The 21687-nt window shown below is 48.1% G+C and carries 18 protein-coding genes; 16 read left to right on the top strand and 2 right to left on the bottom strand.

All coding sequences use genetic code 11. The features are described from left to right. Positions 1-8: 8 nt before the first annotated feature. The gene (locus JDF658_RS01230; protein ID WP_079906218.1) at positions 9-548 is read right to left on the bottom strand and encodes a matrixin family metalloprotease; all 540 of its coding nucleotides are present in this window, start codon (positions 546-548) and stop codon (positions 9-11) included. A 216-nt stretch (positions 549-764) separates the two neighbouring features. Here JDF658_RS01230 and JDF658_RS01225 point away from each other — a divergent pair, with 216 nt between their 5' ends. The 4 genes from JDF658_RS01225 to JDF658_RS01210 are packed head-to-tail and all read left to right on the top strand — an operon-like array spanning position 765 to position 5278. Beyond that, positions 765-2630 (top strand): methyl-accepting chemotaxis protein, encoded by a 1866-nt coding sequence (locus tag JDF658_RS01225; RefSeq protein WP_079906217.1) that lies wholly within the window; start codon positions 765-767, stop codon positions 2628-2630. 56 nt (positions 2631-2686) lie between these two features. Next, positions 2687-3700 carry an ATP-binding cassette domain-containing protein gene (locus JDF658_RS01220; RefSeq protein WP_078664910.1) on the top strand — a complete coding sequence of 338 codons (1014 nt, stop codon included), beginning with the start codon at positions 2687-2689 and terminating at the stop codon, positions 3698-3700. Further along, positions 3697-4488, top strand: a complete 792-nt coding sequence (locus JDF658_RS01215) for an ABC-2 family transporter protein (protein WP_078664909.1) — start codon at positions 3697-3699, stop codon at positions 4486-4488. Before JDF658_RS01220 ends, JDF658_RS01215 begins: the two co-directional genes overlap by 4 nt. A gap of 1 nt (position 4489) precedes the next feature. Beyond that, on the top strand, positions 4490-5278 hold the full coding sequence (locus JDF658_RS01210; protein ID WP_079906216.1) for an ABC transporter permease: 789 nt from the start codon (positions 4490-4492) through the stop codon (positions 5276-5278). On the opposite strand, the gene JDF658_RS01205 is transcribed toward JDF658_RS01210, so the two are convergent. Continuing rightward, complete coding sequence (locus tag JDF658_RS01205; RefSeq protein WP_159071898.1) at positions 5279-6280, bottom strand: 4Fe-4S binding protein; 1002 nt, start codon at positions 6278-6280, stop codon at positions 5279-5281. A 166-nt stretch (positions 6281-6446) separates the two neighbouring features. Between JDF658_RS01205 and JDF658_RS01200 the strand changes: the two genes are divergently transcribed. The 12 genes from JDF658_RS01200 (at position 6447) to JDF658_RS01145 (ending at position 21678) form a co-directional block, all read left to right on the top strand. Then, entirely contained in the window at positions 6447-8066 is a 1620-nt protein-coding gene (locus JDF658_RS01200; protein WP_079906214.1) for a sensor histidine kinase, read from the top strand. Continuing rightward, entirely contained in the window at positions 8035-8721 is a 687-nt protein-coding gene (locus tag JDF658_RS01195; RefSeq protein WP_078664905.1) for a response regulator, read from the top strand. The genes JDF658_RS01200 and JDF658_RS01195 overlap by 32 nt, the downstream gene beginning before the upstream one ends. Before the next feature lie 126 nt (positions 8722-8847). Then, positions 8848-9882 (top strand): TRAP transporter substrate-binding protein, encoded by a 1035-nt coding sequence (locus tag JDF658_RS01190; protein WP_078664904.1) that lies wholly within the window; start codon positions 8848-8850, stop codon positions 9880-9882. Between the two features lie 63 nt (positions 9883-9945). After that, the gene (locus tag JDF658_RS01185; RefSeq protein WP_242946579.1) at positions 9946-10500 is read left to right on the top strand and encodes a TRAP transporter small permease; all 555 of its coding nucleotides are present in this window, start codon (positions 9946-9948) and stop codon (positions 10498-10500) included. Continuing rightward, positions 10466-11761 carry a TRAP transporter large permease gene (locus tag JDF658_RS01180; RefSeq protein WP_079906213.1) on the top strand — a complete coding sequence of 432 codons (1296 nt, stop codon included), beginning with the start codon at positions 10466-10468 and terminating at the stop codon, positions 11759-11761. Before JDF658_RS01185 ends, JDF658_RS01180 begins: the two co-directional genes overlap by 35 nt. Before the next feature lie 54 nt (positions 11762-11815). After that, on the top strand, positions 11816-12802 hold the full coding sequence (locus tag JDF658_RS01175; protein WP_079906212.1) for a DctP family TRAP transporter solute-binding subunit: 987 nt from the start codon (positions 11816-11818) through the stop codon (positions 12800-12802). Between the two features lie 83 nt (positions 12803-12885). Continuing rightward, a complete protein-coding gene (locus JDF658_RS01170; protein ID WP_079906211.1) occupies positions 12886-13455 on the top strand; it encodes a hypothetical protein in 570 nt (189 codons plus the stop codon). Positions 13456-13474: 19 nt separating this feature from the next. Next, positions 13475-16561, top strand: coding sequence for an efflux RND transporter permease subunit (locus JDF658_RS01165; RefSeq protein WP_079906210.1), 3087 nt, complete (start codon positions 13475-13477; stop codon positions 16559-16561). After that, positions 16530-18473, top strand: a complete 1944-nt coding sequence (locus JDF658_RS01160; RefSeq protein ID WP_079906209.1) for a sigma 54-interacting transcriptional regulator — start codon at positions 16530-16532, stop codon at positions 18471-18473. Before JDF658_RS01165 ends, JDF658_RS01160 begins: the two co-directional genes overlap by 32 nt. A 146-nt stretch (positions 18474-18619) precedes the next feature. Continuing rightward, positions 18620-19486 (top strand): CoA ester lyase, encoded by an 867-nt coding sequence (locus JDF658_RS01155; RefSeq protein ID WP_079906208.1) that lies wholly within the window; start codon positions 18620-18622, stop codon positions 19484-19486. Between the two features lie 30 nt (positions 19487-19516). Further along, positions 19517-20731, top strand: a complete 1215-nt coding sequence (locus tag JDF658_RS01150) for a succinate--CoA ligase subunit beta (RefSeq protein ID WP_078664897.1) — start codon at positions 19517-19519, stop codon at positions 20729-20731. 50 nt (positions 20732-20781) lie between these two features. After that, positions 20782-21678 carry a CoA-binding protein gene (locus tag JDF658_RS01145; RefSeq protein ID WP_079906207.1) on the top strand — a complete coding sequence of 299 codons (897 nt, stop codon included), beginning with the start codon at positions 20782-20784 and terminating at the stop codon, positions 21676-21678. The last annotated feature ends 9 nt before the right edge of the window (positions 21679-21687 follow it).

The raw sequence follows: 21687 nt of genomic DNA, 5'->3' as shown, positions 1-21687 counted from the left end.
CCTTTAATTTATGGATAAATAGCATTAATTCCTGCTATATCATCACTTCTTGGCAGATAAGTTCCTCTGTAGTTCCTTTCCTCATCAGAGGGATACATCAATGCCCAGAGATCGCCAGAGTCACCCAAACCCCAGACATGCCCGAATTCATGTCCAAGTACACTTTGTTTTTGCGTTGAATTATATTTGTTTGTTACATAAGTATTTATTATTACTCTGGCTCCAATTATTGTATTGCCTAACCCTCCAAAATCAGTTTGAAGAGTTGTATAACCTGATAGATTCGATTTCGAATTATACGTAGAAGTTAAAGCGACTGTTCCGGAATTATTATAAGTGAGACTTAATTTACTGGAAGCGTTCATCCAACTTTTAGCAGCATTATTAGCAGCAGTTTGCAAATCGCTTGGGAAACCAGAGACCCAGTAATATTTTGGCGTTTTGGGATCGGCCCATTTTTTTCCTGTTAAATTATATGCCAATGCATTTTCTAACATTGTAAAGATATATATACTTAAAAATAATACAATCCAAACCTTCTTTTTCATTTTTTCACTCCTTTAAAAAATATTTCCGGGCGCCCAAATAAATTATAATACAAAAAAAAAGAAATCAACCAAATATTTCCGACAATGTGTTTATCTTGTGATCATCGCTCATTGACTACTCGATTGTATAAAACATGTCAAAAAAACAAAAATTGTGCAGGATTTAATCATAAAATGTAGAAATAATTCTAAAAACAAAAAGAAAGGGGAAGCGGAGTGAGTTATGCCAGAAAACTTTATGCAGCACTAGTTGGATTAACTTTTTTTGCAGTGCTATTGTTAGCTTTTTATACTGCATCAGCTGCCAAAGACCAGTTGCTGGCAGCTGCCAGACAAAAACTTCGAAGCGACCTGGAAATGAGTAAAATTATCCTGAATTACAAATATCCCGGGCCCTGGCAGGTTCGCGATGGTCAGCTTTACAAAGGCGAGTACCGGATCAATGATGATTATTCTGCTGTGGATTTAATCGGCCAGAAAACAGGCGATACCGTTACCATCTTTCAGGGCGATGTTCGGGTAGCTACTAATGTTCGCAAGCCTGATGGCAGCCGGGCGGTGGGTACAAAAGTTTCTGAAAAAGTTCGCCAGGAAGTGCTGGTAGAACAGAAAACCTTTCTTGGTGAGGCAGAAGTAGTCGGCCGCATGTACCAGACTATCTACGAGCCGATCAAAAACCCGGAAGGGAAAGTTATCGGCATACTTTATGTGGGTGTGCCCAATGCCTATTATGACCAGCTGGCTGCAGCTTTCCGCTGGCGGACCATCGGTTTAGGAGCTCTATCTCTAGTAGGTGCGCTGGTATTAGGTTTTGTCTTACAGCGCCATCTGTTAAAGCCCATTAAAGAACTGCAATCAGGAATGCAGCTGGTAGCCAGTGGACAGCTTTATACCAGATTGAATTTGGGCGGCCGAAAGGATGAATTTGGTCAGCTGGAGCGCAGCTTTAATCAAATGGTAGAACATTTGTATACTCTGGTAGAAGGCATGAAAATGAAAGCCGTTGATCTGACCCACTTTGCCCGGCAAATGGCAGCAGGGGCTGAGAACGGGGCGGAAGCCAATGGTCAGCTGGCAGCTGCCATAACGGTTGTTGACCAGAAAGCCCATGTCCAGGTAGGAGAAAGCCAGCAGGCCCTGAGTGCAGTGGAGAATCTGGTTGAAAGCGTGAACCAGATTGCGGCTTTGCTGGAAGAACAAAGTGAACAGGCAGAAGAAGTAAGAAAAATGGTAGCTGTTACCGCTGCCGGGATTCGTAAAATCAGTGAAGAAAACCAGGAGCTGGCTAAACAGGCCACCCAGACGCAGCAGGTGGCCAGTGACAGCAGACAAGTAGTGGCTGAAACTGTTGCCGGGATGGCCAAAGTGCGCCAGTCCGTCAGTTATGCTGCGGAACAGGTTAAACGCCTGGGGGCTGCTTCCAATCAGATTGATGGGATAATCCAGGTGATTGTGGACATTGCCGAACAGACTAATTTGCTAGCCTTAAATGCTGCTATTGAGGCAGCCCGGGCCGGCGAACATGGCAAAGGTTTTGCCGTGGTGGCTGATGAGGTGAGAAAGCTGGCCGAAAAGTCGGCAGGAGCGGCCCGGGAAATCAGCCAGCTGGTCCACGATATTCAGGCGGGCATCCAGCGTGCGGTTGACGGTATGGTACAAGGGGAGTCAGAAGTGGAAACTGGCATCAGCCTGGCTGAGCGCACCGGACAGGCGCTGGAAACCATAGTTCAGCAAATGAACAGTACGTTTAATCAGGTGGAACGGATTGCTGGCGAATCGGAAAACATTAATCAGGCTGGTAAAGGTGCTGTTGCTGCTGTCAAAGAGCTGACCAGGGCCATTAAGGAATCGGCTGCTCAGGCAGAAGAAATTAGTGCTGCGGCCAGGACTATTGAAACAGTAATGGTTAAAATTACGGAAATGGCTGGTGAAAACAGCGCCAGTGCCCAGGAGATGTCAGCCCTTAGTGAACAACTGCAGGGTTTGACTGCGGAAATTTCTACCGCCAGTGAGCAGCTGGTGGAAATGACCAGGGAAATGGAGGAAGCAGTAAGTCAATTTCATTTAGAGCCGCAGGCTTAACGCCTGGGGCTCTAATTTTATGTTATAATGAGGGAGGCGAAGGAGGAGAAAAGGAGATGGACTATATCATCGAAACTGTGAACTTAACCAAAGAATTTCGTTTGTTTAAACGCCGGGAGGGTTTATGGGGAGCAGTACTGGATTTGTTCCAGCGGGACTACCGTATCCTCAGGGCTGTGGATAACCTGAACCTGCAAGTGAAGCGGGGGGAGATTATCGGTTTTATCGGCGCTAATGGAGCCGGTAAATCTACCACCATCAAAATGCTGACCGGGGTCCTGGTACCCAGCTCGGGGCGGCTTCTGGTCAATGGGTTTACGCCCTACCAGGAGAGGGAAAGGTATGTACGGCAGATCGGGGTGGTGTTTGGCCAGCGCAGCCAGCTCTGGTGGGATCTGGCGGTGATTGAGTCGCTGCGCTTGCTGGGTCAGCTCTACCGGGTTCCTGATTCTTTGCTGGAGAAGCGGATTGCCGATTTTGCTGATCGCCTGTCTCTATCATCTTTTCTGCATACTCCGGTACGCAAATTGAGCCTGGGTCAGCGCATGCGCAGTGAGCTGGCAGCCGCCCTTATTCACCGTCCGCCCTTGATATTCCTGGATGAACCTACTATCGGTCTGGATGTGGTAGCCAAAAATGAAATCCGGCGCTTTCTCCAGGAAGTAAACCGGGAAGACGGTACGACCATTTTTCTTACTACCCATGACCTGGGGGATATCGAAGCTCTCTGTCAGCGGGTAGTGATTATTGACCAGGGCAGAAAAATTTATGATGGTAATCTGGACAACCTGCGCCAGCAATTTGGCCGGGAGCGCCAGTTGCGGATTGAACTGGAACAACCGGTGGCGCCAATTGTCTGGCAGGAGATCTGCGGCCACCTGCCGGTGAGATGGCAGGCTCAGGATGAGGGGCGGATCTGGAATGGCTCTTTTGTGGAACAAGAGGTGACAACAGCTGCTATCCTGCAGCCTATCCTGAACCGGTTACCGGTACTGGATATCAAAATTGAGGAGACACCTATTGAGGAAATTGTCGCCGATATTTATCGCCAGGGAGGCCTGGCCTTATGAGAATATATCTGACTCTGATCCGCATGGAATTCATGAAACAGCTGGCTTACCGGGTTTCCAACCTAACCGGTGTGCTCAACTACCTGGTGCAGATTGGTGGCTATTTTTTCCTCTGGGATGCTATCTATGCTGCCAGGCGGCCCCTGGCTGGTTTTACTCATTCGGAAATGCTAAGTTACGTAATCGTAGCCTGGGTAGTGCGCTCTTTTTATTTCAATAATCTGGAAAGGGAAATCGCCCTGGAAGTGCGAGAAGGGCGGATTGTGCTGGAATTGTTGCGGCCTTATGATTACGGGGCGGTCAAGCTGGCCCGGGCTCTGGGAGAAGCCCTTTTTCGTCTTCTGGTCTTTACTCTTCCTAGCGGCTTAGTGATGTATCTCTTTTATCCCTTTAAATTACCGTCCAGTCTGACAGCCTGGGGGATGTTTTTGTTAGCGGCTTTAGGCAGTTTTCTGGTCAATGCCCAGCTCAATTTGCTTACCGGTTACCTGACTTTTTATACCTATAATAATACGGGCATTCAGCGGATGAAGCGAGTGCTGGTGGATTTGCTCTCCGGACTGTTAGTTCCGATCAGCTTTTATCCTGCCTGGGCCCAGCAAATCATCGATTTTTTGCCCTTTCGTTCTATCAGTTATTTGCCCACCTTGATCTGGCTGGGGAAAATCAGTCCGGCTGCAGGCTGGCAGGTCCTGGCGGAACAGGTCCTCTGGTTTCTGGTGCTGGCTTTCATTTCCCGGCTGCTCTGGCAGCGGGCTCTGAAAGGGCTAATGATACAGGGGGGATAACATGCATTACTGGCGGCTTTTTAGCGGATACAGCAAACAGTACCTGAAGAAACTGCTGGCATACCGGGGAGATTTTTTTGCCCAGTTTTTCGCTGATCTTATGAGTCAGATTATGAGTCTGGTGCTGATTCTGGTCATTTTTCGCCAGATTCCCAGGCTCAATGGTTGGAATGAAGGGGAAATGCTGTTTCTCTATGGTTTTTTTCTCTTACCCTATGCTCTGTTCAATGTTTTTTTCAGCAATTTCTTTGAAGTTCCCCGTCGCTATATTCTTCAGGGGGAACTGGACCGGGTCCTGGTTCGTCCAGCCCCTTCCCTGTTTCAGGTAATGCTGGAACAGATTGAACTGGAATCAGCCCTCAGCCTGGTCAGCGGCTTTCTCGTTTTGCTTTATGGTGCCAAAACCGCTGGGCTGGACTGGAGCTGGTGGCATTTTCCCGTGCTGATTTTGACGGTTACCGGAGGAACGTTGATCTATGGTGGCATCTTCATAGCACTGGCCAGTCTGGCCTTCTGGTTTGAAGGCAATATCGCCCTGATGCCCACTATGTATAATATCTCGGTTTATGGCCGTTATCCTGTCACTGTATATCGGGGAATTGTCCGTTTCATCCTCACCTTTATATTGCCCTTTGCCTTTACCGGCTATTTTCCGGCAGCCTTGCTGCTGGGCAAAAAAGAAGGCCTGACCGGCGGTATTTTAACTCCGCTGGTCGGCCTGGTAGTTTTCCTAATCGGGGTGCTGATCTGGAATCGGGGCATCAGGCGCTATACCGGTGCTGGAAACTGATCAGGGGTGGCCGGTATAAAAGGCCCGCATTTGCCGGTAAAAATCGATGGAGAGGCCATTATCCCAGTGGCCGGTCAACCGGGCTACAACGTAAACCAGCAGGAACAGTCCTAGAACCAGTACTGCGACAGTCATTGCCTCCTTGCCGGTAAAGCGGGACCAGAAACCGGGCTTTAAGGTGCCTGGAACCGGGCAGGCGCTGACACACTGCAGACAGAGATGGCAATCGGGGCTGTGTACCCGCCGGGATTCAGCCACTGGCAGCCAGTTGGGGCAGGCCCGGTTACAGGCCTGACAGTTAATGCAGCTATTGCTATCCCGCTGGATCCGGCTCAGGCCCAGGCTGCCCATAAGTCCCATGAGGGCGCCATAGGGGCAGAGGTAGCGACACCAGAGATTGGTGCCGAACAGGCTGCCCAGCAGAAAGATACCTACCACCGTCAAAAAAACGGTACCCGGGCTGAGGAAAAACTGCAACATGGCTACATCAGCCAGAGCCATATAGGGTGTTTGCAGATAGGCGGCCAGTTCTTCACCACTCATGCCCAGGAGAATGTAATACAGGAAAAAGATCATCAAGATATACTTGATACTGCGCAACAACCAGTCCAGGATTTTCAATACCAGGTGACGGCGGGGCCAGGGCTGTTTATGGCCGGGCAGGCCCAGTTTCCGACCCAGCCAGCTCACGCTTTCGAATAAGCTGCCGATCGGGCAAATCCAGCTGCAAAAGGCTTTATGTAACAGCCAGGAAATAGCCAGGAAAAAGAGGAGCAAAGTCAGGCCGGCAGGGTGAACCGGGTCCCAGTTACCAGTAGTTAGCCAGTATTTTAGCCCCACCAGGGCGGCGATGGGCAGATAGCCTTCTACTCCGGGGGGACGGCTGGCAGCAGGCCCAGTCCCTTCCAGGTAGAGATAAAACTGATAGAATTGATAGCCGATCCAGAGGCTGGCAAGAACAAAAAAGGCCTGACTCAGGCGACGCCAGAATTGCTGTGACAATTTCTTCCTCTCCCTTCTGCGGATTGTACTTTTTATAACAAATACCATTTTAACTAATCTGTTTGGAAATAGCAATGACTTTTATCACATTTTCGCTTGTTCGGGCAGGGAAGCTGTTAAAAATGTCGAAGTATAGCAGCAGCGGGGATGAGGGAGGTTTTCCGGAATGACTATACGCTTGCGGACCAAAATGACCCTGCTGGCTTTTCTGATCGTCATGTTTTCGGTAACCATTGTGGCGGTGGTAGTGAGCTGGCAATCAGTTCAGGATTTTCGTTCTGAACTGGGGCGGCGGGCCCTGGCCATTGGCCGCACCGTGGCCCAATCTCCTTTGATTCAGCAAAATGTCGGGCGTCCGGGGGCAGAAAAAATTATTCAGCCTTATGTGGAACGGATTCGGCTGGCTACCAATGTAGATTATATTGTGGTACTGGATATGAACAAAAAGCGCTTATCCCATCCGGTGGCCAATCGGATCGGCACGATTTTTGCCGGTGGAGATGAGGGACCGGCCTTTGCCGATAATGAATATACTTCTCTGGCAGTGGGAGTCAACGGGGAAGCTGTGCGTGCCTTTGTCCCGATTAAGGATGAACGGGGCATTGCCCAGGTGGGAGTAGTAGTGGTGGGGATTTTGACCCCTTCCCTGGGGGAAGTGCTGCTGGAGTGGAAAAGCAGTATATATCTGACGATGATCCTCGCCCTGTTCGCTGGTGCTATTGGTGCTTTTTATCTGGCTGCTCATGTCAAGCAGGCCATTTTTGGCCTGGAACCGGAGGAAATCGCCGCTTTGATGGAAGAAAGGGAGGCGATCCTGGCGGCTATTAATGAAGGAATTATCGCTATCGACCGGGAAAATCGCATTACCTTGATTAATCCTGCGGCCCGACAAATTCTGGGCATAGCAGAGGAAGAATTGCTGGGACGTCCAATAAATGAGGTTATCCCCAATACCGCACTGCCGGAAGTGATCAGCACCGGCAGCAGTCAATTCAATCAGGAACTGGTATTTAACCGCAAGATCATTGTTTCCAATCGCTTGCCCATCCGCTGGCGGGAGAAAATCATCGGGGCGGTAGCGGTGTTTCGGGATAAGTCGGAAGTAAGGCGGCTGGCGGAAGAATTAACCGGGGTGAAAAAGTTTGTCGAGGCCCTGCGGGTGCAGAACCACGAAAACCTGAATAAGCTCCATACCATCGCCGGGTTAATCCAGCTTCATCGTTATCAGGAGGCGCTGGATTATATCTTCCGCATTACGGAACAGCAACAGGAAATCACAGCTTTTCTTACGCGACAGGTCAAAGATCCGGCTATTGCCGGGCTGTTGCTGGGCAAAATGGGTCGGGCCAAGGAACTCAATATCCGGTTTGAACTGGACCGAAAATCAGAGTTAAAGACCCTGCCAGCCAATTTGACTGCCAGTGACATCGTGCTGATTATGGGGAACCTGCTGGAAAACGCTATGGAAGCAGTATTACCCTGCCAGCAGGAAAAGCGCTGGGTGAAATGCGGGATCAAACAGGATCAAAAGGAATTGATACTCTGGGTGGCCGATGGGGGCCCGGGTCTGGTTGATGTGGATTTTGACCGCTATTTTCAGCTGGGGTATTCTACCAAACGGCCAGAGGGGAGAGGGCTGGGCCTGTATTTAATCAAACAGCAGGCGGAAAACGCCGGAGGTAAAATTATTTTGCGCTCACGGCCCCAGCAGGGAACCCTTTTTCTGGTTAAATTCAGTTATGAGGGGGTAATGGATGGTGCAACCTCTGCGCGTATTGCTGATTGAAGATGACCCCATGGTGGTAGAGGTGAACCAGAGCTTTATCAATATGATTCCCGGCTTTCAGGTGATAGGGGCATTGCGGCAGGGGAGCAGGGCAGTGGAGGAAATCCGGTACCTGCACCCCGACCTGGTGATTCTGGATATCTATCTGCCGGATACGAATGGTATCCAGGTAATTCAGCAAATCCGCAGTACAGCCTTACCGGTGGACGTCATAGCCATTACCGCGGCCCAGGATAGTGAGACAGTTCAGCAGATGTTGCGCTTCGGGGTAGTGGATTATTTAATTAAGCCTTTTAAATTTGAGCGGCTGAAACAGGCTCTGGAAACCTATCTGGAGCGACGCAAACAGCTGATCAGCAAGGAGCAGGTGGACCAGAAGGATATCGATCAGCTGGCAGTGCCGGTGATTGTTCAGGAAAAGCTCAAGCATACTGAGCTGCCGAAAGGCTTGAACTTATTTACCCTGGAACAAGTGCTTACCTGTCTCAGACAAAAAGCCATCCCTCTGACGGCTGAAGAGGTAGCGGAACTGGTTGGGGTGGCCCGGGTGACTGCAAGACGCTACCTGGAATATTTGGAGAAAGAGGAATTGATCCAAAAAGAGATTCAATATGGTTCAGTGGGCAGACCGGTTCACCGCTATTTTTTGCGGTGAACTCCTTTTTTTGACCAAAATGAACAAAATAATCAATATGAACAAAAGGTTCTCATTTAAAGACATATTAGATAGAATACAAGTAAAATTAAAAATTATCAAAAAATTTACAAGGAGGTAACAGGGATGAAAAATTTCTGGCGTAAGGCTGCTGCGCTTGCCCTCTCAGGTCTACTGGCTTTCGGTCTGGCCGGCTGTGGCTCCGGGGGTGAAAAGAGCAGCCAGGGGGAACAGAAAAAGGATGAGCCCATTGTTATCAAATTTTCCCATGTGGTAAAGGAAACCACTCCCAAAGGGCAGGCTGCTCTCAAATTCAAGGAGCTGGTGGAACAGAAAACAGGCGGCAAAGTCAAGGTAGAAGTATATCCTTCTTCCCAGCTCTATGGTGACAAGGAAGAGCTGGAAGCCCTGGTGGCCAACAATGTGCAAATGATCGCTCCTTCTGCAACCAAACTGGTGGGTTTAAATCCGGCATACCAGATTGTTGATATGCCTTTTATCTTCAAGAACGATCAGGCTGCCTTAAACTTCTACAATGGACCGGTAGGACAAAAATTGCTGACCAGTCTGGAAGACAAAGGCATTCTCGGTTTGGCCTGGTGGCCCAATGGTGCCAAGCATTTTACCAACTCCAAGCGGCCTCTGAAGCGGCCGGAAGACTTCAAGGGGCTGAAGTTCCGGACCCAATCCGGCGGGGTGCTGGATGCCCAGTTTAAAGCCCTGGGGGCTGGTTCCCAGACCATTCCCTTCGGTGAAGTTTATCCGGCTCTGCAGAATGGTACTGTGGATGGTCAGGAAAATACCTTCAATAATATTGATACCCAGAAATACATTGAAGTTCAGAAGTATCTGACTGTCTCTGGCCATGGTCGCATAGATTATGTGGTGCTGGTTAATAAGTCCTTCTGGGACAGCATTCCCGAAGATCTGCGTTCTAAGGTTAAAGAAGCCATGGATGAAGCAACAAAACTGGCTACTGAGCTCTCCGATAAACAGAATAAGGAAAGTTTCGAAAAAATCAAACAGAGCGGTAAAGTGGAAATTTATGAACTGACTGAAGCCGACCGGGCAGAATTTGTGAAAGCAATGGAACCCGTCTACAGGGAGTATGAAAGCAAAATCGGCAAGGAAATCATGGATGCCGCCCGGAATGCTCAATAATTTGTCTTGCAGGGGCACATCCGCAGGGTGTGCCCTTTTTTCCGGAGAAGGGAGGCTAGGCTGATGGAGAAGTTTATGAAGAGATTCATTGCCATGTATGAAGCAATAGAGGATTATCTGTCCGGTGGATTAATCTTCCTGGGTCTGACCCTGGTTATGGTCAATGTCGTTTTGCGTTATGTAACCGGTAAACCGGAATCCATTTTAGATGAATATTCGGTTTATCTGATTGTCTGGGGGGCAATGATCGGTTTTGCTGTGGCCCTGCGGGATGATCATCATATTAAGGTGGATATGCTGTACCGTCTCTTGCCATTAGGGGTGAAGCGAATTGTCACCATTTTCGCTCATCTGGTGGGTCTGGCTTTTGCCGGAGCTATCACCGTGTTCGGCACCCAACTGGTAATGACTTATAAACTGCTGGGCCAGGGCTCTGCGGATAGTCAGACTCCTCTCTGGATTGTTTCCCTGGTCCTGCCGCTCAGCGGTATCATGCTGGCTATCCGTTATCTGGACAAAATTCACGATGTTTTCAAAAATGGCGGCCGGGATTGGGCAGCGGCTGAGGAAGGAGGCAGGGGCCATGACAGTAATGACAACTACCACTCTGCTATTTAGTCTGTTTATTATCCTCTTTCTTTTGAATGTGCCCATTGCCGTCAGTCTTGGTACAGCGGCCAGTATTATCCTTTATCTGGGTGGCAAGTTTTCGTTGTATATGATTGTACAGCGGATGTTCTCCGCTTTGCTGGCACCGCCCCTGATTGCCATTCCCGCTTTCGTGATGGCAGGGGTGCTAATGTCCCGCGGCGGTATTGCCAAATATTTAATTGCTGCATTGAGGGCCTGGATCGGCCATCTGCCTGGCGGTCTCTCGGTGGTAACAATTCTGGCCTGTGCTATATTCGCCGCTATTTCCGGCTCTTCCCCGGCGACGGCAGCGGCGATTGGTGCCCTGATGCTACCGGCGATGATTGAAGGCGGTTACCCCAAACGCTATGCCATGGGTCTGATTGCCGCTTCCGGTACCCTGGGTATTCTCATTCCTCCCAGTGTGACATTGATCATCTACGGGATCACCGTGGAAGAGTCCATCGGCAAGCTGTTCATGGGCGGTCTGTTACCGGGTCTGTTCATGGCCCTGGTCCTGATTATCAGTGCTATAATTTATGCTAAAAAGAATGGTTTTGGCCGTGGCGAAAAGGCTACGATGGAGGAAAGATGGCGGGCTACTTTTAAAGCATTGCCCGGGGCGTTTTTGCCGGTATTTATTCTGGGCAGCATCTACTCCGGTATTGTTACGCCTACTGAGGCGGCGGTATTATCAGTCTTTTATACCATTATCGTTTCGGTGTTTATCTATCGTGAACTAAGCTGGAAAGACATCCGCCCGGCATTACGGGACGCAACCAATACTATTTCCATGATTTATCTGGTAATTGCTGCGGCGATGGTCTTCAGCTTATATATTACCGATGCCCAGGTTCCTAATCTGGTGGGTGACTGGATCAAAACTGCCAATCTGAATAAATTCACTTTCTTCCTGGTTACGAACTTGATGTTCTTTATCATGGGCACCTTCCTGGAAGCGGTATCCATTACTCTCATTACTTTGCCTATCCTGCTGCCTATGATTGAACATCTTGGAATTGACCTAATTCAGTTCGCCATTGTTATGACTGTAAACATGGAGCTGGCTATGATTACTCCCCCGGTGGGTCTTAACCTCTTCGTGGTCAGCAATATGGCCAGAGAACGGCTGGAGGAAGTGGTCAAAGGGGTTGTGCCCTTTATTGTGTTGATGATTGCCGTTATGATTCTGCTCATGGTCTGGCCGGATATTTCCCTCTATATTCCGCGGGTGTTAATGGCAGATTAAAAAAGGATTTTGGCAAGCTGGCCTCGAAATAATTAAAAAAAGGAGAGAGGCCGGATGCGCAAGTTACTTATACTTATATTGGTACTTGCTTTTCTGGCCGGAGGATGTCAAACTCCGGCCAGAGATTTTGAGCAGGTAAGCAGTCAGGAAAAAGTTATTCTTAAATTTTCTCATGTTGTAGGAGACAATACCCCGAAAGGCCGGGCGGCCCGGCGCTGGGCCCAGCTGGTGCAGGAGCGCAGCAGGGGCAGAGTGGAAATCCAGGTTTTCCCCAATTCCACTTTGTATAAGGATGGGGAGGAGCTGGCGGCTGTGCAGAAGGGTTATGTCCAGATTATTGCTCCTGCCACCAGTAAACTGACGGAATTCAGTCCGGTCTGGCAATTGCTGGACTTGCCTTTTTATTATGAAGATATCGATGCTGTTCACCGTTTGCTGGATGGGCCGGTAGGTGAAAAACTGAAACAATCTCTCTTTGCCCGAAATCTGCTGGTGCTAGCTTACTGGGATAATGGTTTCAAGGTAATGGCAGCCAATCGGCCGCTGGTAAAAGTCAGCGATTTCCGGGATTTGAATTTCCGGATCATGAACAGCCCCATGCTGGCAAAACAATTCCGGCGTCTGGGGGCCAATCCCGTTGCTATGGCTTTCAGTGACGTTTACTCGGCGCTGGAGAAGGGACAGGTGGAAGGCAGTGAAAATCCCCCTTCCAATCTTTATTCCAAAAAATTTTACCAGTTGCAGAAATATATAACCTTGAGTAATCACGGTTATGTGGGTTATGCCGTAGTTGTTAACAAGAGCCAGTGGGAAGCTCTGGATCAAAAAATCAGACAGCTGCTCCTGGATACTTTGCAGGAAGTCACTATCTGGGAACGACAGGAAGCGTTTAAACAAAATCTGGATGATCTGGAAAGAATACGTCGGGCGCAGGGTACTAAAATCATTGAGCTTACTCCTGAACAAAGAAAAGAATGGCAGCGGATTCTAATGCCTTTGCGAGAAGAATTGGCCCAGGAAATCGGTGAAGATTGGTTTTAGTCGAAAGACCCGGTATTTTTGTACCGGGTCTTGCTTTTCTACCGTCCTTCCCTGTGCTAAAATAGGGGCGGGAGGAGAAGCTGATGAATCATTTTGATCTGAGTTCAGCATTGCAGGAAATTGTTCACGATGTTCAGGAGGGGCCCGGCCTTTACCGGGAGGAACGGGAGAAATTTTTTAACTCTATGCTTCCCGTATTACAGGAAAAAGTGCAAATCGCCTTTGCCCGGTTGCTTTTGACCAATGAACTGGTTCAGGAATGGCAAGAACAATATAATATGCTGTTACTGGATCAGCTGAAACAGGCCGCCGGACTGGGAGTGGACTTATTCCTGGCAGCGCGCCTGTTAAACCGGGGAGAGCTGGTTTTCAAAGACCTGGCAGTGGCCAGTTTGCTGGAACTGGAAAGACATTTGTACGAAGCTGTTCACTGGGCAGCAGAGGTTCAGGCTCAATATGAAACCGTCTATTTAATTCAGCATGCCAGTATCGGGATTATTTACGAATTGAAGGAACATATTCCTGAACTGGCAACGGCCCCCTGGCAAGAGGTAGAGGACCTTCGTCTGGCTTTTGCCGCTATTGCCCGGGAAACTTTTTTGTTATCCATGCTGCATAGTGTGTTAGGGGAGCAACCACAACCACTGGCCTAACATCCGGGAGGGGAGAGAGATGAATATTACCCGCTGGGCACTGGAAAAAACCAGGGCCCTGTCTGTCCTGTTTGCCCTGCTGGCAGTGCTGGGGATTATCGGTTACCGCGGGCTGGGAGTGGACCTGTTTCCGGTAGCCAATCTGCCCTATGTTACTATCCTGACTATCTATCCGGGAGCGGGAGCTGCTGAAATCGAGCAAACCATTGTTGATCCTATTGAGGAAGCGGTTGCTCCCCTGGCGGGGCTGAAGCGCATCAATTCCACCGCCGGGGAAGGCATTGCCATGACGGTACTGGAGTTTACCATGAGTACCAATGCTGATACTGCCGCTCAGGATGCACAGAAAGCCATTGACGGGATAATCAACAAACTGCCTAAAGATGCGCAAAAACCGGTAGTGAAAAAATTTGATTTTAACAATCAGCCCTTTATGACTCTGGCGCTGACCGGCCCTTTTCCTGCCAATGAGTTGTATCGTCTTGCCGACGAAAAACTCAAGGATGCGCTGCAGAACATCCAGGGCGTGGCTCAAGTGGATATTGTCGGTGGGCAAAAACAGGAAGTGCAGATCAATGTGGATTTGCTCAAACTGGAACAATATGGCCTGACCTTAAACCAGCTGGCCCGCAAACTGGCAGCAGAAAATCTGAATGTACCTTCGGGACAGATTGCCCAGGGGGAGAGGGAGTATGGTGTCCGCCTGGTGGGGCAATTTACCGATCTTGATGATATCCGCCATTTACCCCTTTTGCCGGGTTTGACTCTGGATAAAGTGGCTGAGGTGAAAATGGCCAACAAGGAAAACCGGGATTATAGCCGCCTGAACGGACAGGAGGCTGTGGCCCTGATTATCCAGAAGCAAAGCAGCGCCAATCTGGTGGCTACTGCTGAACAGGTAACCAGCCGCCTGCAGGATTTGGAGCGCATCTTGCCACCAGGGGTTAAACTCTCAGTTGTCAAAGATGATTCCACCTTTACCAATGCCTCTTTAAAAGATACCCAGCGGAACCTGGTAGAAGGAGTATTGATGACCGGGTTGGTGCTGTTCTTTTTCCTGCGCGAATGGCGTTCACTGCTAATCGCTCTGCTGGCCATTCCTGTTTCAATCATTTCCACCTTTATGGCTATGAAATGGGCCGGATTCAGTCTAAACCTGCTCTCTCTGATGGGTCTATCCCTTTCAGTGGGGATTCTGGTCGATGATTCAATTGTAGTTCTGGAAAACATTCATCGCCATTTGAAACAGGGAAAATCCGGGTTTCAGGCAGCTCTGGATGGCAGGATGGAAATTGGCCTGGCGGCAGTAGCTATCACTTTATCAGATGTGGTTGTCTTTGGTCCCATGGCTTTTATGAAAGGCATGGTAGGGCAGTTTTTCCGGGAGTTTGGTTTAACAGTAGTTTTTGCTACTCTCTTTTCCTTGCTGGTATCCTTTACTCTGACGCCTGCGCTGGCCAGCAGGCTCTTTGCCAGTGGCGGTAAAGAAGCCCAGGGCAGTTTCTGGCGCTATCTGGAGCGGCTGGGAGCCTGGGTTGTGGTTGCTTATCGCCGGGCCTTGCTCTGGACCCTTGACCACCGGGGCCTTACCATCCTGGTGGTGTTATTGCTGGTAGGTGGGGCAGTAACCCTGATTCCTCTTGGCTTTATTGGAACAGAGTTTATTGCCCGGACAGATCAGAATCGTTTTACCATCACTCTGGAATTGCCGGAAGGGGCCTCCCTGCGAGCCACTGATGCTGCTGTCAAAAAACTGGAGGCCAGGGTCAGGCAACTACCGGAAGTGAAAAGCTATCTGGCTACCATTGGTCGAAATACCGGCCAAAAATACGGTATCAGCTCTGCTGTAAACTTAGGCAGTGTAGACGTGCTGCTAGTGGACAAAAAAGAACGCCAGCGCACCGTCTGGGAAATTATGGACGAAGTTCGCACCTGGGCTCCGGATTTTCCTGGGATAAAACTGGTAGTCAGTGATCCGGGAATAGTAGGGGGCCGGGGAGGATTGCCCATTCAAATCGAAGTGACAGGCCCGGACTTTCAGACCCTGGAGAAACTGGCCAGCCAGGTGGAAAGGATTGTGCGCCAGACTCCGGGAACCGTGGATGTGATGAGCAGCTGGAAAAAGGAAGGTAAGCCAGAATGGCAGCTGATTTTACAGCGGGAACGGGCGGCTCTGCTGGGGGTAACAGCCTATGAAGCCGGGACGACCCTGCGCACAGCAGTAGATGGCCAGATAGCCGGGGTTTTGCGCCAACAGGGCAAGGAAACCGATGTCCGTTTACAGGCCCGCCGGGAGCAGGTGCAGGATAGGGAACAGCTGGCTGCTATTAAAGTTCAGACTTTGACAGGAGATCTGGTCACCCTGGCACAGGTAGCTGATTTGCAGGAAAGGACGGCACCCCCGGTAATTTACCATAAGGACCGTCAGCGCTTGATTACCGTTTCGGCCAACTATCAGGGGAGAAAACTGGGGGATGTAACTGGAGATATCCAGCGGCAGCTGGACCAGTTAGTTCTGCCGCCAGGTTACCACATCAGTTTTTATGGAGAACAGAAGGATATGGAAGAATCCTTCCAGGATCTGATTCAGGCGTTATTGTTGTCCATAATGTTTGTATACATGATTCTGGTGGTGCTTTATGAATCCTATCTTACTCCTTTCATTCGTATGTTATCATTGCCGGCGGGGCTAATTGGCGCTCTGGCGGCACTGGCTATAACCGGCAATTCCTTGAATATCCTCTCACTTATTGGCCTAATCATGCTGGATGGGCTGGCGGCAAAAAACGGTACTCTTTTAATCGACTACACCAATACGCTGCGGGCCCGGGGGCTTTCTTTACGGGAAGCTCTGCTGGAAGCGGGTACAACCCGCTTGCGTCCCATTTTTATGACCTCTATGACCATGATTTTCGGTATGCTGCCTACGGCCCTGGCTGTAGCCGAAGGAGCGGAGATGCGTTCATCGATGGGGATTGTGCTGGTGGGCGGCTTGCTAACCTCTACTATCCTTACCCCTCTACTTATCCCGGCAGCATACACTCTAATTGAGGAAAAACTGTTGTGTAAAACAAATGGTTCGAGGGGGGGATTTGATGAAGCCTAAGATTGCAGTGACTTCGTCTTATCCGGAGCTTACCACCCTTTTCAGACGAGTCTCGGAAGAGATGGCTACGCCTGCTATTGTTGTGGAAGCGGTTTTGGAAGAAGCTGTGCAAAAACTCCAGGAAGTCCTTAACCAGCATAAGATAGAAGTCATTATCAGCCGGGGGGGTACGGCCGAAACACTGAAAAAGAATTTTAGTATCCCGGTGATCAATGCAGATGCTACCGATTTTGATATTTTACAGGCTTTTTGGAAAGCAAGAAAGGTGAGTCACCATATTGGTTTTTTCACATATGACCACGCGCGGCTTGAATCGGACTTTCTGGCTGGTATGGAAGAAATAATAGGCTGCCCGATCCGGCAATTTATCTACAGTAATATAAAGGAACTACAGGAACAAATTATTGCTGCCAAGAAATCAGGAGTAGAGGTAGTAGTAGGCGGAGGTAACACAGGGGTACAGTTAGCACAAAAGGCTGGCATGCATGGTGTCTTGGTTTATACAAGTCGACGGGCCGTAGTCCGTGCTTTCCAAAGGGCTTTGGAAATAATCGAGTTGCGCCAAAAGGACCTCGAACAGACACAGTGGCTTAAGACGATTATTGATCATGCTTTTGATGGAATAGTAGCATTGAATCAGGAAAGAGAGATAACGGTCTTTAATCCAGCAGCGGAAAAAATCCTGGGATTGCCCAGGGAAAAAGTGTTAAGCCGGTCGGCAGATACTCTTGTATCAACACTTTTGCCAGCCCCTCTTTTAATGGACGGTACAGAAGAAACGGAGAAGGTGCTGCGTCTTGGTGATGCCCAGATTGTCTTTAACCGGGTGCCAATTATGGTAGAAGGGCAGAATATTGGCATGGTTATTACTTTTCAGGATGTTACCAGGGTGCAGAGGCTGGAACAACGCATCAGGAAAGAACTCTACAATAAAGGTTTGATCTCCAGGTTTAATTTTGACGATATTGTTTACTGCAGTAGTATCATGGAAAAAACAATTGAACGGGCCAAACAGTTCGGTCGGACTGACTCTACTGTATTGATTATTGGTGAGAGCGGTACTGGTAAAGAACTATTTGCCCATAGTATGCATGCTATCAGTGACAGACGGAAGGGGCCTTTTGTTGCTATAAATTGTGCAGCCTTGCCGGAAAACCTTTTGGAAAGTGAACTTTTTGGTTATGAAGAAGGGGCTTTTACCGGGGCAAGAAAAGGCGGTAAGCCGGGGTTGTTTGAGTTGGCTCATGGTGGAACTATATTTCTTGATGAAATAGGAAAGATATCGTTGAACTTGCAGGCTAGGCTTCTAAGAGTATTGCAGGAAAAGGAAGTTAGGCGGGTTGGCGGAGATCGGATTATCCCCGTCGATGTGCGGGTTATCTCAGCGGCAAACGAAGATTTAAACCGGGCGGTTCAAAATGGAGAATTCCGATCGGATTTATATTTCCGTCTGAACGTCCTTAATTTGAAAATTCCGCCGCTGAGGGAAAGAAAAGAGGACATCCCGGTATTGATTAACCACTTTTTAAATAAATTTAATAGGAAATTTGATAAAAAAGTAACATCAATCCCTTCATATTTAAAGGAATTGATGTTAAGTTATTCTTGGCCGGGAAATGTGAGGGAATTGGAGAACATCATCGAGCGTTATGTTATTCTGGAACAAAATAACCAGGCCTCTAAGGAATTGGAGTGTTATTTTAAGGAAACCTTTCAACAGCCTGACAGGTCAGAGGTTAACTGCTGGCAAGGTGACACAATTACAGTTCGGGAGGGAACATTGGAAGAAATGGAGTTAGAAATCATTAGAAAGCTTGATGCCAAAATGAATGGAAACAGGACTCTTTTGGCTCAAAAACTTGGTATAAGTCGTACCACTCTTTGGAAGAAGTTAAAAGAGTTTAAAATTTAAACAAATGTCAAGTTTATTGTTCAGTAAATAAACGGCGAATATCAAAATAGGCGAAAAAACCATGCCAAAATGCTGGCATGGTTTTTGCTTTTTAATAAAAATGAAAAAATTAATAAAATTCTGATTATGAAAGGAGGCGATATTTAATGAAACCGTTGCGTACTTTTATGTTTGCTCCTGGCAGTGATTCCAAAAAATCAGACAAGGTACTGACATTAGGAGCTGATGCCGTTATCCTCGATCTGGAGGATGCAGTAGCAATCAGTGAAAAGGAGCAAGCACGCAAGGTGGTCCAGGAAACTTTGTTAAAACCCAGGGGTTGTAAGGCTTATGTTAGGGTTAATTCCATTTCCACTAATTTTTTCTTTGATGATTTAGAAGCAGTTTTCTGCTCGCGGTTGGACGGTATTATGCTACCCAAGGCCGAATCCGCTGAAGACATTCGTATGGTTGATTGGCTGATAACTGAAGGTGAGAAAAAAAGAGGGCTCCCTCCGGGACAAATAGACCTCATCCCTCTAATTGAAAGTGCAGCTGGTGTCTATCGGGCGGCGGAAATTGCATCTGCTTCACCAAGGATTTCGCGGCTTGCTTTTGGGGCGATTGATTTTAGTCTCGATATTGGAACAACCTGGAGCAAAGATGGCAATGCTTTCTTTTATGCCCGCTCACAGTTAGTAATTGCTTCCAGGGTTGCTGGTATTGAAGCACCTATCGATACAGTCTATCCAGAAATTAAGGACATAGATGGACTGGTGGAAGAGTGCCGGTTGGTTAGAAGTATGGGATTCCAGAGTAAATTAGTCATTCACCCAGGACAGATAGAACCAGTAAATAAAGTTTTCTCACCCACCCCTGATGAAATAGCCCAGGCAAGAAAAATTGTTGTTGCTTTTGAAGAAGCCGAAAAACAAGGATTGGCTGCGATTCAGGTGGACGGTAAATTTATTGACTACCCTGTGGCCATGCGTGCAAAAAAATTATTGGCTATAGCTGAAGCATTAGGAATGTAAATATTTCTTAAATTTTAAGGAGGGTTTAGTATGGGAAGAATTACGGAAAATCACAGTAAACAACTAATACGGCAGTTTGGTATTCCGGCTCCGCAAAACGATGTAGCGGCAAGCCCTGAGGAAGCCCGGGAAATTGCTAAACGTTTTGGCAAACCGGTAGTTTTAAAAGCTTTAGTACCTATCGGCAAAAGAGGAAAAGCAGGTGCAATAAAATTTGCTGATACTCCTGATGAAGCATCCCATTTAGCGGCTGAACTGTTGCGGATGAAAGTGGCCAGTTTCCCCGTTGAAAGAGTTTTGGTGGAAGAAAAGATTTCTATTGCCGAGGAATGGTTTGTTTCAATTACTATTGACAAGAGCAAAAAAGCGCCTGTGATTATTGCCAGTACTTGTGGTGGTATCGATGTAGAAGAACTAAGCCGCAAGTGGCCGGAAAAAATTATTACCTATCATGTAGACCCGATTCTTGGCTTTTGTGATTATGAAGCCAAGGAAATATGGAGTGAATTAGGTGTTAAGGGCAAGCTTTTGACTAAAGCAACCGGAGTTTTATCTAAACTTTACCGTTTATTTGATAGTACTGATGCCTATCTTTTAGAAATTAACCCACTGGTGGTAACAACCGATGAGGACATTGTTGCTGCTGCTTCAGTTATGAGTGTTGATGATTCAGCTATGTACCGTCATCCTGAACTTAAAGACATAGTGCAGATTGGCAGTGAAAGAGCCTGGCGACCGCTCACAGAATTGGAGAAGCAAATGATTGCGGTTAATGAAGCAGATCCTTATCGCGGCACTGCCCGTTATACCGAAATGGATGGTGGAGATATAGGTTTTATGTGCGGTGGTGGTGGCGGCAGTTTGTTAAGTTTTGACGCTTTGGTTTCTTTTGGCGGCAAACCGGCTAACTATTCTGAAGTTGGTGGAAACCCGACAGAGGAAAAAGTGTACGGACTGACCAGGGGTATTTTATCGAAACCTGGTGTTAAAGGGCTTTTTGTTGCTCATAACATTACCAACAACACTCAGGTTGACATAATGGCCAAAGGGATTATCAGGGCTCTTAAAGACTTAAACATTGATCCATCAAAGTTCCCGGTTGTTGTCCGGGAGGCAGGGGTTAACGATGCTGTAGCCAAGGAACTGTTTGTCAATGCCGGTATTGAATATTACGGTGATGATGTTACTATTACAGAAGCTGCTGCCAAAATGGTACAGCGCATGAAAGAAACCTACGGTGAATAGAGAATATACGACCCGATGAAACAAAATCAGTATTTGGGAGGGACAATCTAATGGCAATTTTAATTGACCGCAATTCGAAAATAGTTATTCAAGGTATTACCGGGCGGGAAGCTACCATGGTCACTAAGCATACCTTAGCTTACGGAACGAAAATTGTTGCTGGCATTACCCCTGGGAAGGGGGGGCAGGATGTTGAAGGTGTACCTGTTTACGATACATTAAAAGCTGCCTGTCGTGAGCATGAACTGGACACCTCTCTCGTTTATGTGCCACCGGCCTTTGTCTTTGACGCTGTGATGGAAGCAATAGCTAATGGAATTAAGTTAATCTTGATTGCTACAGAAAACGTGCCACAAAAGGATGCCATTAAATTTTTAAATATAGCTCAGCAACGGGGTGTTAGGATTGTAGGGCCCAATTCCGTGGGTATGATCAGTCCCGGGGAAAGGGTAAAACTGGGAGCCATTGGCGGGGACAATGTAGAAAGGTGTTTTGTTCCGGGCCCGGTAGGGGTAATATCTCGGAGCGGAGGTATGACAGCCGAGACGTCCTGGATGGTCAAAAGAGCCGGCTATGGGGTTAGCACTGCCATAAGCATCGGTGGAGACGCCTTGATCGGTAGCTCTATTAAAGATCTGCTTGCCCTGTTTGAGAAAGACCCTGAAACAAAAGCGGTGGTAACTTATTCCGAACCGGGTACCAGCTTTGAGGAAGAGGCGGCTGAATTTATTAAGTCAGGAGGCTTTACCAAACCATTAATTTCTTATATTTCTGGCAGGTTTACCGAGTCCATGCCTGAAGGGACGGTCTTTGGCCATGCTGGAGCGATGATTTCCGGCGGAACAGGGAAACCCTCAACAAAAATGGCTAAACTCAAAGAGGCCGGTGCATATGTGCTTGAAAAATTTGATGATATGATTCCGACCTTAAAAAAGTTGCTGGGTTAAGGGAGGCTT

The organism is Carboxydocella sp. JDF658 (genome assembly GCF_002049395.1).
Classification (GTDB): domain Bacteria; phylum Bacillota.
This window is presented reverse-complemented; position numbering and strand designations above follow the sequence as displayed.